Here is an 11,727-nt window from a genome sequence, read left to right on the forward strand (position 1 = left end):
TGGTATGGACCAATGCACAGGTCAAGGGGGAGGCCCCAACGGGACGGGGGCGGGGACGGCCGGAGGGGACGCCGACGTCTCGCGCTCCGTCGCCGCGTGGGGCACGGTGGAGTGACACACGGCACACGCGTCACCGCCACCGGCCCCCGGGAAGGGAGCACCCGCATGTCGAACCACACCTACCGGGTCACCGAGATCGTCGGCACCTCGCCCGACGGCGTCGACCAGGCCGTCCGCAACGCCATCGGCCGCGCCTCGCGGACCCTGCGCAACCTGGACTGGTTCGAGGTCACCCAGGTGCGCGGCCAGATCGAGGAGGGCGAGGTCGCCCACTGGCAGGTGGGGCTGAAGGTCGGTTTCCGCCTGGAGGAGTCGGACTGACGCCCCGGCGGACGCCGGCGAGGCGCGCGGCGACGGCGGGTGCCGGGGCGGTCAGGTACGCCCCTGGCGCTCCTGCGCGTCCTTCAGCTCGGCCGACCCGGTGGCCCAGTCCGCGCGGACGACGGTGAAGCCGGCCCGTTCGGCGTCGTCGCACACCAGCGCGTCGTCGTCGACCAGGACGCGGATCTCCCGGGTGCGGGCGAGCCGCCGCAGGATCTCCAGCTTGGTGCGCCGGGCGGGCCGGCGGTCGGCGTTGCCCCGCATGTACACCCGCCCCTCGGGGAGCCCCTGCGCGGCCAGCCAGTCGAGCGTGTCGCGCCGGCAGCGCTCGGGCCGCCCGGTCAGGTAGACGATCTCGCACTCCCCCGCGCTCGCGCGCACCAGCGCGATGCCCTCCGGCAGCGGCGGGTCATGGGGCGCGGCGGCGAAGAAGGCGTCCCAGTCACGCGGCCGGCGCTCCAGGAAGCGCTGCCGGTGCGCGGTGCCGGCGAGGGTGTTGTCCAGGTCGAACACGGCCAGCGGAGGCCTGCTGCTGTCGGTCACACCCCCACCGTAGGGCCGTCGCGCCCGGTGGGCCGAGCGCGCGCCCCGGGCCGGGAATCCTGACGCCTCGCACGCGTTGAACCCGGTGTGAGCTCAGTGATCGCGACGACCCGCTTCTCCGTCCTCGACCGCTCCCGCGTCCGCGAGGGCGGCACCGGCGCCGAGGCGCTGCGCGACACCGTGTCACTGGCGCGGGAGGCGGAGCGGCTCGGCTACCACCGGTTCTGGGTGGCGGAGCACCACGGCGTGCCCGGAGTGGCCGGCTCGGCGCCGACGGTGCTGGCCGCCGCCGTCGCCGCCGCCACGCGCCGCATCCGGGTCGGCACCGGCGGCGTGATGCTGCCCAACCACCGGCCCCTGGTCGTCGCCGAGCAGTTCGGCGTGCTGGAGTCGCTGTTCCCGGGCCGGATCGACATGGGCCTCGGCCGGTCGGTGGGCTTCACCGACGGCGTGCGCAGGGCGCTGGGCCGCGGCAAGGACGACGCCGAGGACTTCGACGCCCAACTGGCGGAGCTGCTGGGCTGGTTCCGGGGGACGTCCCCCACGGGTGTGCACGCCCGCCCCGCGGAGGGGCTGACCGTGCCGCCGTTCGTCCTGGCCATGGGCGAGGGCGCGGCCGTCGCCGCCCGCGCGGGCCTGCCGATGGTCATCGGCGACCTGCGCGACCGCGACCGGATGCTGCGCGGCATCGACCGCTACCGCGCGGCCTTCCGCCCATCCGGATGGAGCCGGGAGCCGTACGTCGTCGTCTCGGGCACCGTGGCCGTGGCCGGCACCCCGCAGGCCGCCCGGCGCCTGCTGCTCCCGGAGGCGTGGTCCATGGCCCACGCCCGCACCCGCGGCACCTTCCCGCCGCTGCCGCCGGCCGAGGACGTCGAGGCCCGGTCGATGACCGCCAGGGAGCGCGAGCTGTACGAGTCCGGCCTGGCCGGTCACATCGCGGGCACCGAGGAGCAGGTCGCCGCCGAACTGGAGGCGCTCCTGAGGGCGACCGGCGCCCAGGAAGTGCTGGTGACCACCAGCACCCACGACCGCGAGGCCCTGCTGGACTCCTACCGGCGGCTCGCCCGCGTCACCGGCGCGGGCACGCGAGCCGACCCGGCATAGAATCGCGGGGTTTGTCCCGCCGGCCGTGACCGAAGACCGTACGGAGAGTTCCCCGATGCACAGCCCCCACGACCCGTACGTCCGCGTTCGCGGCGCCCGTGAGCACAACCTCAGGGGCGTGGACGTCGACGTCCCGCGGGACGTGGTGGCCGTGTTCACCGGCGTGTCGGGCTCCGGCAAGTCGTCGCTCGCCTTCGGCACCGTCTACGCGGAGGCGCAGCGGCGCTACTTCGAGTCGGTCGCGCCCTACGCCCGCCGGCTGATCCAGCAGGTCGGCGCGCCGAAGGTCGGCGAGATCACCGGGCTGCCTCCGGCCGTGTCGCTCCAGCAGCGCCGGGCGGCGCCGACGTCCCGTTCGTCGGTCGGCACGGTCACGAACCTGTCCAACTCCCTGCGGATGCTGTTCTCGCGCGCCGGGGAGTACCCGCCCGGCGCCGCGCGGCTCGACTCGGACGCCTTCTCGCCCAACACGGCGGCCGGGGCGTGCCCCGAGTGCCACGGGCTCGGCCGGGTGCACCGTACGACCGAGGAACTGCTCGTCCCCGACCCGTCGCTGTCGATCCGGGACGGCGCCGTCGCGGCGTGGCCCGGCGCCTGGCAGGGCAAGAACCTGCGGGACGTCCTCGACGCGCTCGGCCACGACGTGGACCGGCCGTGGCGCGAGCTGCCCGCCGAGGAGCGGGAGTGGATCCTGTTCACGGACGAGCAGCCGGTGGTCACCGTGCACCCGGTGCGGGAGGCCGGCCGCATCCAGCGGCCGTACCAGGGCACGTACATGAGTGCCCGCCGGTACGTGATGAAGACGTTCTCGGACTCGAAGAGCGCGACGCTGCGGGCGAAGGCCGAGCGGTTCCTCACCAGCGCGCCCTGCCCGGTGTGCGGCGGCGGCCGGCTGCGGCCGGAGGCCCTCGCGGTGACCGTGGGCGGCCGCTCCATCGCCGAGCTGGCCGCGCTGCCGCTGACGGAACTCACCGGGCTGCTGCCGACGGGCGACGAGACGGCACGGGTGCTCACGGCCGACCTGACCTCCCGCATCACGCCCGTCGTCGAGCTGGGCCTCGGCTATCTGAGCCTCGACCGCCCCGCCCCCACGCTCTCGGCGGGGGAGCTGCAACGGCTGCGGCTGGCGACCCAGCTGCGCTCCGGGCTGTTCGGCGTCGTCTACGTCCTCGACGAGCCTTCCGCGGGCCTGCACCCGGCGGACACCGAGGCCCTGCTGACGGTGCTGGAGCGGTTGAAGTCGGCGGGCAACTCGGTGTTCGTGGTGGAGCACCACCTCGCGGTGATGCGCGGCGCCGACTGGATCGTGGACGTCGGTCCGCGGGCGGGCGAGCACGGCGGGCGCGTGCTGTACAGCGGTCCGGTGGCCGGGCTCGCCGAGGTCGCGGAGTCGGCCACCGCCCGCCACCTCTTCGACCGCTCCCCCGCTCCCGTCCGCGAGGTGCGCCGGTCCCGGGGCACCCTGACGGTGGGGCCGGTCACCCGGCACAACCTGCACGGGGTGAGCGCCGAGTTCCCCCTGGGCGTGCTCACGGCGGTGACCGGCGTGTCCGGATCCGGGAAGTCGACGCTCATCGGCGCCGTCACCCAGGAGGCGCCGGGTGTGGAGCGGCTGGTCTCCGTGGACCAGAAGCCGATCGGCCGCACCCCGCGGTCCAACCTGGCCACGTACACGGGCCTGTTCGACGTCGTGCGCAAGGTCTTCGCCGCCACCGACGCGGCACGCGAACGGGGGTACGGCGTCGGCCGGTTCTCCTTCAACGTGCCGGGCGGACGCTGCGAGACCTGCCAGGGCGAGGGGTTCGTCGGCGTCGAGCTGCTGTTCCTGCCGAGCACCTACGCGCCGTGCCCGGACTGCGGCGGAGCGCGCTACAACCCCGAGACGCTCGAAGTGGCTTACCGGGGGCGGAACATCGCCGAGGTACTGGACCTGACCGTGGAGGGTGCGGCGGAGTTCTTCACGGACACACCCACGGTGGCGCGGAGCCTGGCCGCGCTGCTCGACGTCGGTCTCGGCTACCTTCGGCTCGGCCAGCCCGCGACGGAGCTGTCCGGCGGGGAGGCGCAGCGCATCAAGCTGGCGAGCGAGCTCCAGCGCGGCCGCCGCGGCCACACCCTGTACCTCCTGGACGAGCCGACCACCGGTCTGCACCCGGCCGATGTCGAGGTGCTGATGCGTCAGTTGCACGGCCTGGTCCACGCCGGGCACACGGTGATCCTGGTGGAGCACGACATGACCGTGGTGGCGGGTGCCGACTGGGTGATCGACCTGGGGCCGGGCGGCGGCGACGCGGGCGGGCGGATCGTCGCCGCGGGCCCTCCGGCCGAGGTGGCGGGGGCGGCGGGAAGCGCCACCGCGCCGTATCTGGCCGAGGTCGTGCACGGCGGGCCGCGCCGGTGAGACCGTTCCACCGGCGCGCGCCCTGCCGGACGGTGGCGGCCCGCTACTCGCGGCCCCGCCGGGTGTCGTCCTCGGCCGTGCGCTCCGTCTCGGCCTCGATGCGCTCCTTGCGGATCCGGCCGCGCACGGTCTCGTTCTCGATGTGCTCCTCCGTGGTGAGCCGGACCCGTTCGACCGGCACCGTCTCGGTCTCCACGACGGCGCGTTCCTCGTGCAGCGTGACCTCGTGCTCGGCCTCGCCGAGATCCGGTCCGGCCATCGCCTCGTCCCGGTTGGCGTCGGTGATCGGCTCGCGTTCCACGCGGACCTCCTCGTGGCGCACCGGAACGGTCTGCTCGACCTCCTCGGTGACCACGTACTTGCGCAGCCTGGCCCGGCCGACCTCGTGCTCCTCGACGCCGACGTGCATCCGCTCCTCCGAGCGGGTCATGGCGTCGTCGCCGGGCATGCCCCTGCGGCCCGGTGCGCTCTCGCGCCCGGTGGTGTCCGCCGTGCCCGCGCCCGCCGTGCCCGCCACTCCGGCTGCCCCGGCCGCTCCGGCCGCTCCGGCCGTACCGGCCGTACCCGTGGTGCCGGGGCCCTCGGCCCGCCCGATGTCGTCGGTGCGCTCCGCCTCGGACAGCACGCTGTCCCAGTTGATGCCGTAGTAGTCGTACAGCCGGTGCTCCTCTGCCTCCGACAGATGGCCGCCCGCGTCGACGTCGACATTGGGCGCGCCCTTGACCTGGTCCTTGCGGTACGGGACCTCCAGGTGGTCGTGCACCAGCGAGGCGTCGCGGATGGGCACGAACGACTCGTTGGAGCCGAACATGCCGGTCTTCACGCTCACCCACTCGGGACGCCCGGTCATGTCGTCGAAGAAGACGTGCTTGGCGTCGCCGATCTTGTTGCCGTCCCCGTCGTAGACCGGATGGTCCAGGAGGTCGGCGATCTCTTCACGGGTGATCATCTGCCATCACCCTCCTTCCGGAGTGTCTGTACTCCGACTGTCCGCATCAGCAGCCCGAAAACGGCGCATACCTCACAAAGGGCACATACTTTTCGAAGGTGCTTTCCGCTGGTGACCGTGGCCGCCGGTCCCCGTCCCCGGGTCCGCGAGCTGGGCCGCGGAGGCCAGGGAGCGGCGGTCGCGGTGGCGGCCGGGCGGAACGGCCGGAAGCACCTCCACCTCGGCCGTCAGCCCGCGCGTCGTCGCCACCCGCCACAGGGAGGCGAGCAGCGTGTCCTCGCCGACGAAGGCGGGCGCGGTGCTCGGCGTCCGCCCTCCGGTGCGGTAACGGATGCGGACCGGCTGGACCGGCACGCCGGCATCGAGCGCGGCCTGGAACACGGCCCGGCGGTAGCGGCCCCGCGCGCGCCCGCACCAGGTGCTGCCCTCGGGGAACGCGGCGACCGCGGCTCCCCCGCGCAGCGCCCCCGCGACCACGGCGACCGTGTCCGGCAGCGCCCGCAGACGGTCCCGTTCGATGAACAGGGCTCCCCCGCGCGCGGCGAGCGGCCCGGCCACCGGCCACCGCCGTATCTCGCTCTTGGCCAGCATCCGGGCCGGGCGTACGGCGGCGAGCAACGGGACGTCCAGCCAGGAGACGTGGTGGGCGACCAGCAGCAGGCCGCCGGTGGGCACGGCGGCGCCCGTGACACGCACCCGGACGCCGGCGGCGCGCACGGTCCACCGGCACCAGCTCCGCACCAGGGCGGCCGGCACCCGCTCCCGCAGCGGCGACAGCGCGACCGCGCTCCCGGCGAGGAGGAGGACGGCGACCGCCGTCAGCCGCAGCACCGCGCGCGGTACGCCGACCGGGGTCCGGACGGGCTCCAGGCAGGCCCCCGGAGTGCAGGGCGCGACGGGCAGCCAGGCGCTCATCGGGCCGGCAGCAGCGAGCGGAAGTGCCGCAGGTAGCGCTGGTCGACGCGGCTCATCGGCAGCAGCACGTACAGGTCGGCCACGCCGAAGTCCACGTCGTGCGCGGGCTCCCCGCAGACCCAGGCGCCGAGGCGGAGGTAGCCGCGCAGCAGGGCGGGCAGTCGGTCGCGGGCTGCGGGCGCCGCGGCGCCGGGCGTCCAGGGCAGCAGCGGCCGGACGCGGTACTCCTCGGGTGCCAGGTGCCTGCTGCGGACCCGGTCCCATGCGGCGGCGGCGAGGGCGCCGCCGTCGGCGAGCGGGATCGAGCAGCAGCCCGCGAGCCACTCGTGGCCCCGCTCGCTCATGTAACTCGCCAGAGCTGCCCAGATGAGCCCGATCACCGCGCCGTCCCGGTGATCGGGGTGCACGCAGGAACGGCCGACCTCGACCAGGGAGGGCCGGATCGCGTCCAGTGCCGTGAGGTCGAACTCGCCCTGCGCGTACAGCCGTCCGGCGATCGCGGCGCGTTCCGGCGGCAGCAGCCGGTACGTGCCGACGACCTGCCCGGTCGTCTCCTCGCGCACCAGCAGGTGGTCGCAGTGGGCGTCGAAGGGGTCGATGTCGTACCCGGGCCGCGGGCTCGCCAGCAGGGCGCCCATCTCCCCGGCGAAGACGTCGTGCCGCAGCCTCTGGGCCTCGCGCACCTCCTCCTCGTCGCGGGCGAGGCCGACGGTGTAGCGAGGGGGTGCGGCGGGCGCCGGAGCGCGGTCTGCGGTCAGTACACCGGTCATGGGTGCTCTCCTGGTGACGGGGCCGGGTCCGCCACAGTTCTTCCGACGCGGGCTGTCCTGTGCGTGACCGGTGCCGGGAGAGCGGGTGTGGGGTTGCTGAATGCCAGGGGCGGGACAGCGAGACGGGGCCGGGAGGAGCACCTCTCCCGGCCCCGCCCGTCCGCACCTTCCGGCGAACGTTCACTGGGCGCGCCCCATGGACGGGCCGCGGGGGCGTGCGCGGCGGGCCACGAGGTACCCGCGGCCCGCGGGGGCGACTACCGCTTCGTCACCTTCCGCGTCGCCCGCAGCCACTCCTTGTTCATGCTGGTGATCGACATCAGCGGGATGCCCTTCGGGCAGGCCGTCGCGCACTCGCCGGCGAGCGTGCAGCCGCCGAAGCCCTCGTCGTCCATCTGCGCGACCATGTCCAGCACCCGCGTCTCCCGCTCGGGCGCGCCCTGCGGCAGGACGTTCAGGTGGTTGATCTTCGCGGAGGTGAACAGCATCGCCGCCCCGTTCGGGCACGCGGCGACGCAGGCCCCGCAGCCGATGCACTCGGCGTGCTCGAAGGCGAAGTCGGCGTCCGGCTTGGGCACCGGCGTCGCGTGCGCCTCCGGCGCGGCACCCGTGGGCGCGGTGACGTAGCCGCCGGCCTGGATGATGCGGTCGAAGGCCGAGCGGTCGACGACCAGGTCCTTCACGACCGGGAAGGCGGCGGCCCGCCACGGCTCGACGTCGATGGTGTCGCCGTCCTCGAAGGACCGCATGTGCAGCTGGCAGGTGGTGGTGCGCTCGGGGCCGTGGGCGTCGCCGTTGATGACCAGCGAGCAGGCGCCGCAGATGCCCTCGCGGCAGTCGTGGTCGAAGGCGACGGGGTCCTCGCCCTTGAGGATGAGTTCCTCGTTGAGGGTGTCGAGCATCTCCAGGAACGACATGTCCTGCGAGATCCCGTCCACCTCGTACGTGGACATGGCGCCTTCGGCGTCGGCGTTCTTCTGGCGCCAGACGCGCAGGGTGAGCTTCATGCGTAGCTCCGCTGGGTGGGGTGGACGTACTCGAAGACCAGGTCTTCCTTGTGCAGGGCGGGAGCCTCGCCGGTGCCGGTGAACTCCCAGGCGGCGGCATACCCGAACTCGTCGTCCTTGCGGGCCGCCTCGCCGTCGGGGGTCTGGGACTCCTCGCGGAAGTGGCCCCCGCAGGACTCGGACCGGTGCAGCGCGTCGAGGCACATCAGCTCGGCGAGCTCCAGGTAGTCGACGATGCGGTTGGCCTTCTCCAGCGACTGGTTGAACTCCTCGCCGGTCCCCGGGACCTTGATGCGCCGCCAGAACTCCTCGCGGATCTGCGGGATGCGTGCGAGGGCCTTGCGCAGGCCGGATTCGGTGCGGGCCATGCCGCAGAACTCCCACATCAGCTCGCCGAGTTCGCGGTGGAAGGAGTCCGGGGTGCGGTCTCCGTCGACCGAGAGGAGCAGGTTGAGCCGGTCCTCGGTCTCGGCCAGCACCTCCCGCACCACCGGGTGGTCGTCGTCGACCTCGTCCTTGTGCGGGTGGCGGGCGAGGTAGTCGTTGATGGTGGCCGGCAGGACGAAGTAGCCGTCCGCCAGGCCCTGCATCAGCGCGGAGGCGCCGAGCCGGTTCGCGCCGTGGTCGGAGAAGTTGGCCTCGCCGACGGCGAACAGGCCGGGGACGGTGGTCTGGAGGTCGTAGTCGACCCACAGGCCGCCCATCGTGTAGTGCACGGCCGGGTAGATCCGCATGGGCACCTGGTACGGATCCTCGTCGGTGATCCGCTGGTACATGTCGAAGAGGTTGCCGTACTTGGCCTCGACGGCCTTGCGGCCCATGCGCCGGATCGCGTCGGCGAAGTCCAGGTACACGCCCTGTCCGCCGGGGCCCACGCCCCGGCCCTCGTCGCAGACGTTCTTGGCGGCGCGGGAGGCGATGTCGCGGGGCACCAGGTTGCCGAAGGACGGGTAGATGCGCTCCAGGTAGTAGTCGCGCTCGTCCTCGGGGATCCTGTTCGGCGGCCGGTCGTCGCCCTTGGCCTTCGGCACCCAGATCCGGCCGTCGTTGCGCAGCGACTCGCTCATCAGCGTCAGCTTGGACTGGTGGTCGCCGGTGCGCGGGATGCACGTCGGGTGGATCTGGGTGAAGCAGGGGTTGGCGAAGTACGCGCCGCGCCGGTGCGCCCGCCAGATCGCGGTGGCGTTGGAGTTCATGGCGTTGGTCGACAGGTAGAAGACGTTGCCGTAGCCGCCGGAGGCGAGGACCACGGCGTCCGCGAAGTACGTGTCGATCTTCCCGGTGATCAGGTCCCGGGCGACGATGCCGCGCGCCCGCCCGTCCACGACGATCAGGTCGAGCATCTCGGTGCGCGGGTGCATCTCGATGTTGCCGGCCGCGATCTGCCTGCTGAGCGCCTGGTAGGCGCCGAGCAGGAGCTGCTGGCCCGTCTGGCCGCGGGCGTAGAAGGTGCGCGAGACCTGGACGCCGCCGAAGGAGCGGGTGTCGAGCAGGCCGCCGTACTCGCGGGCGAAGGGCACGCCCTGGGCCACGCACTGGTCGATGATCTCGACGGAGATCTGCGCGAGCCGGTGCACGTTGGACTCGCGGGAGCGGAAGTCGCCGCCCTTGACGGTGTCGTAGAACAGCCGGTGGACGGAGTCGCCGTCGTTGCGGTAGTTCTTCGCCGCGTTGATGCCGCCCTGCGCGGCGATGGAGTGGGCGCGGCGCGGCGAGTCCTGGTAGCAGAACTGCACGACGCGGTAGCCCTGTTCGGCCAGGGTGGCGCCGGCCGAGCCGCCCGCCAGGCCGGTGCCGACGACGATGACCGTCTGCTTGCGCCGGTTGGCGGGGTTGACCAGCTTCGCCTCGAAACGGCGCCTGTCCCAGCGCTCGTTGACCGGCCCGGCGGGGGCCTTGGTGTCGGCGACCGGCTCTCCGGTCGTGTAGTCGGCGTAGGTTGTCATCTCAGCTCACCACTCCGGTCATGACGCCCACGGGAACGGCGACGAAGCCGGCCGTGAGCAGCAGCGCGAGGACGTTGGCGACGGTCTTCAGGGCGCGGTCGCGCGTGCGGCTGCCGGCGCCGAGGGTCTGGGCGGCGGACCAGAAGCCGTGCCGGATGTGCAGGCCGAGGGCGAGCATCGCGACGATGTAGACGACGTTGCCGTACCAGGTGGAGAAGGTGTCCACCACGTTCTGGTAGGGCTTGCCGGTCTCGAAGCCGCCGGAGTGCACGGTGCCCGTGGTCAGGTCCAGGATGTGCCAGACGATGAACAGGCCGAGGATGACCCCGCCCCAGCGCATGGTGCGGGTCGCGTAGCTCGAGCCCGCTTTTTTGTGCACGTACTTGCTGGGCCGCGCCTTGATGTCGCGGCGGCTGAGCTGGTACGCGGACGTGGCGTGGGCGACGACGGCGACGACCAGCACGACGCGGATCAGCCACAGCGTCCACTCGTAGTGCATGAACGGCTCGCCGACCGTGCGCAGCCAGTGGGCGTAGTGGTTGAACTCGCTCGTCCCGAAGAAGATCTTCAGGTTGCCGATCATGTGGGCGACCAGGTAGAGCAGCATGACGAGACCACTGACCGCCATCACTGTCTTCTTGCCGACGGACGAGTCCCACACGGTGCGCGCCATGGACGGCCGTCGGTCCGTCCGCGTTGCCAGAGCCATGCCACCAGACGCTACGGGGGTGAGGGGTCATCGGTCCAAGACATGGTCCGCCTCGTTTCCATAGGTTCCGCCTATCGGGATCTATGCTGGGGGCATGCAGTTCCAGCAGCTCCAGTACTTCGTGGCGGTCGCCGAGACCCGGCACTTCACCCGGGCCGCCGAGACCGTCCACGTGGCTCAGCCGTCGCTGTCGCAGCAGATCAAGGCGCTGGAGCGGGAGCTGGGCGCGGATCTCTTCCTGCGGGCGCGGGGCAACATCACGCTGACGGACGCCGGGGAGGCGCTGCTGCCGCTGGCCCGGCGCATCCTGGCCGACGCGGACACCGCGCGGCACGAGGTGCTGGAGCTGGTGCAGCTGCGCAGCGGGCGGGTCCGGCTCGGCGCGACACCGAGCCTGTGCACCGGCCTGCTCCCCGACGTGCTGCGCGCCTTCCACGACCGCTATCCCGGTGTCCGGCTGCTGATCGAGGAGGGCGGCTCGCACGACCTGGTACGGGAGCTGGCCCGCGGCGCGCTCGACCTGGCGCTGGTCGTGCTGCCGCTGCCCACCGCGTCCCCGGCCCTCACCACGGTGGAGCTGCTGCGGGAGGACCTGGTGGTGGTGTCGTCGCCGGAGGCGCCCCGGCCGGGCGGCGGGCGGCGGACGGTACGGATCGCCGACCTGGAGGGCGAGCGGCTGGTGATGTTCCGGCACGGCTACGACCTGCGGGAACTGACGGTGGCCGCGTGCCGCTCCGCGGGGTTCGAGCCGGACTTCGCGGTGGAGGGCGGGGAGATGGACGCGGTGCTGGGCTTCGTGCGGGCGGGGCTGGGGATGGCGGTGGTGCCCCGGATGGTGGCGGCGCGGTCCGGGCGGGGCCTGCGGGTCACGCCGCTGGCCCGGCCCGGACTGCACCGGACGATCGCGCTCGCGCACCGCAGCGACGTCGCTCCGCCCCGGGCGGCACGGGAGCTGCAGCGGATGCTGCTGGAGCGGTGACGGCCCCGCACGGAGCCGGC

11 protein-coding genes are annotated in these 11,727 nt (G+C 73.2%); 4 read left to right on the forward strand and 7 right to left on the reverse strand.

What is annotated here, in order from left to right; genetic code table 11:
* Positions 1-165 precede the first annotated feature (165 nt).
* The gene (locus ACFWJB_RS07355; protein ID WP_385466518.1) at positions 166-381 is read left to right on the forward strand and encodes a dodecin; all 216 of its coding nucleotides are present in this window, start codon (positions 166-168) and stop codon (positions 379-381) included.
* 51 nt (positions 382-432) lie between these two features.
* Here ACFWJB_RS07355 and ACFWJB_RS07360 read toward each other — a convergent pair whose 3' ends face one another.
* Positions 433-924 (reverse strand): hypothetical protein, encoded by a 492-nt coding sequence (locus tag ACFWJB_RS07360; protein ID WP_386920809.1) that lies wholly within the window; start codon positions 922-924, stop codon positions 433-435.
* 87 nt (positions 925-1,011) lie between these two features.
* On the opposite strand from ACFWJB_RS07360, the gene ACFWJB_RS07365 reads away from it, so the two are divergent.
* Positions 1,012-2,031: an LLM class flavin-dependent oxidoreductase gene (locus tag ACFWJB_RS07365; RefSeq protein WP_386920811.1), complete on the forward strand. Its 1,020-nt coding sequence runs from the start codon at positions 1,012-1,014 to the stop codon at positions 2,029-2,031.
* 55 nt (positions 2,032-2,086) lie between these two features.
* Positions 2,087-4,432 carry an ATP-binding cassette domain-containing protein gene (locus tag ACFWJB_RS07370; RefSeq protein ID WP_386920813.1) on the forward strand — a complete coding sequence of 782 codons (2,346 nt, stop codon included), beginning with the start codon at positions 2,087-2,089 and terminating at the stop codon, positions 4,430-4,432.
* Between the two features lie 43 nt (positions 4,433-4,475).
* Here ACFWJB_RS07370 and ACFWJB_RS07375 read toward each other — a convergent pair whose 3' ends face one another.
* The 6 genes from ACFWJB_RS07375 to ACFWJB_RS07400 all read right to left on the reverse strand — a co-directional run bounded on the left by ACFWJB_RS07375 (position 4,476) and on the right by ACFWJB_RS07400 (position 10,692).
* Entirely contained in the window at positions 4,476-5,381 is a 906-nt protein-coding gene (locus ACFWJB_RS07375) for a DUF2382 domain-containing protein (protein ID WP_386920815.1), read from the reverse strand.
* Between the two features lie 72 nt (positions 5,382-5,453).
* Positions 5,454-6,296 (reverse strand): lysophospholipid acyltransferase family protein, encoded by an 843-nt coding sequence (locus ACFWJB_RS07380; RefSeq protein ID WP_386920817.1) that lies wholly within the window; start codon positions 6,294-6,296, stop codon positions 5,454-5,456.
* Positions 6,293-7,066: a GNAT family N-acetyltransferase gene (locus ACFWJB_RS07385; protein WP_386920819.1), complete on the reverse strand. Its 774-nt coding sequence runs from the start codon at positions 7,064-7,066 to the stop codon at positions 6,293-6,295. The genes ACFWJB_RS07380 and ACFWJB_RS07385 overlap by 4 nt, the downstream gene beginning before the upstream one ends.
* Positions 7,067-7,323: 257 nt before the next feature.
* The gene (locus tag ACFWJB_RS07390) at positions 7,324-8,073 is read right to left on the reverse strand and encodes a succinate dehydrogenase/fumarate reductase iron-sulfur subunit (protein WP_385466538.1); all 750 of its coding nucleotides are present in this window, start codon (positions 8,071-8,073) and stop codon (positions 7,324-7,326) included.
* Entirely contained in the window at positions 8,070-10,019 is a 1,950-nt protein-coding gene (locus ACFWJB_RS07395; RefSeq protein ID WP_385466541.1) for a fumarate reductase/succinate dehydrogenase flavoprotein subunit, read from the reverse strand. The genes ACFWJB_RS07390 and ACFWJB_RS07395 overlap by 4 nt, the downstream gene beginning before the upstream one ends.
* A gap of 1 nt (position 10,020) precedes the next feature.
* Positions 10,021-10,692 (reverse strand): succinate dehydrogenase, encoded by a 672-nt coding sequence (locus tag ACFWJB_RS07400; protein ID WP_385466566.1) that lies wholly within the window; start codon positions 10,690-10,692, stop codon positions 10,021-10,023.
* Positions 10,693-10,822: 130 nt separating this feature from the next.
* On the opposite strand from ACFWJB_RS07400, the gene ACFWJB_RS07405 reads away from it, so the two are divergent.
* Complete coding sequence (locus tag ACFWJB_RS07405; protein ID WP_385466544.1) at positions 10,823-11,707, forward strand: LysR family transcriptional regulator; 885 nt, start codon at positions 10,823-10,825, stop codon at positions 11,705-11,707.
* Positions 11,708-11,727: the final 20 nt, after the last annotated feature.

Source organism: Streptomyces sp. NPDC127100 (genome assembly GCF_042724095.1).
In the GTDB taxonomy this organism is placed as follows: domain Bacteria; phylum Actinomycetota; class Actinomycetes; order Streptomycetales; family Streptomycetaceae; genus Streptomyces.

What these genes read in the sequence shown, in the direction of transcription:
- ACFWJB_RS07395 (WP_385466541.1), bottom strand. Translation starts at nt 10,019, where the DNA reads ATGACAACCTACGCCGACTACACGACCGGAGAGCCGGTCGCCGACACC.
- ACFWJB_RS07390 (WP_385466538.1), bottom strand. Translation starts at nt 8,073, where the DNA reads ATGAAGCTCACCCTGCGCGTCTGGCGCCAGAAGAACGCCGACGCCGAA.
- ACFWJB_RS07355 (WP_385466518.1), top strand. Translation starts at nt 166, where the DNA reads ATGTCGAACCACACCTACCGGGTCACCGAGATCGTCGGCACCTCGCCC.
- ACFWJB_RS07385 (WP_386920819.1), bottom strand. Translation starts at nt 7,066, where the DNA reads ATGACCGGTGTACTGACCGCAGACCGCGCTCCGGCGCCCGCCGCACCC.
- ACFWJB_RS07370 (WP_386920813.1), top strand. Translation starts at nt 2,087, where the DNA reads ATGCACAGCCCCCACGACCCGTACGTCCGCGTTCGCGGCGCCCGTGAG.
- ACFWJB_RS07400 (WP_385466566.1), bottom strand. Translation starts at nt 10,692, where the DNA reads ATGGCGCGCACCGTGTGGGACTCGTCCGTCGGCAAGAAGACAGTGATG.
- ACFWJB_RS07380 (WP_386920817.1), bottom strand. Translation starts at nt 6,296, where the DNA reads ATGAGCGCCTGGCTGCCCGTCGCGCCCTGCACTCCGGGGGCCTGCCTG.
- ACFWJB_RS07405 (WP_385466544.1), top strand. Translation starts at nt 10,823, where the DNA reads ATGCAGTTCCAGCAGCTCCAGTACTTCGTGGCGGTCGCCGAGACCCGG.
- ACFWJB_RS07375 (WP_386920815.1), bottom strand. Translation starts at nt 5,381, where the DNA reads ATGATCACCCGTGAAGAGATCGCCGACCTCCTGGACCATCCGGTCTAC.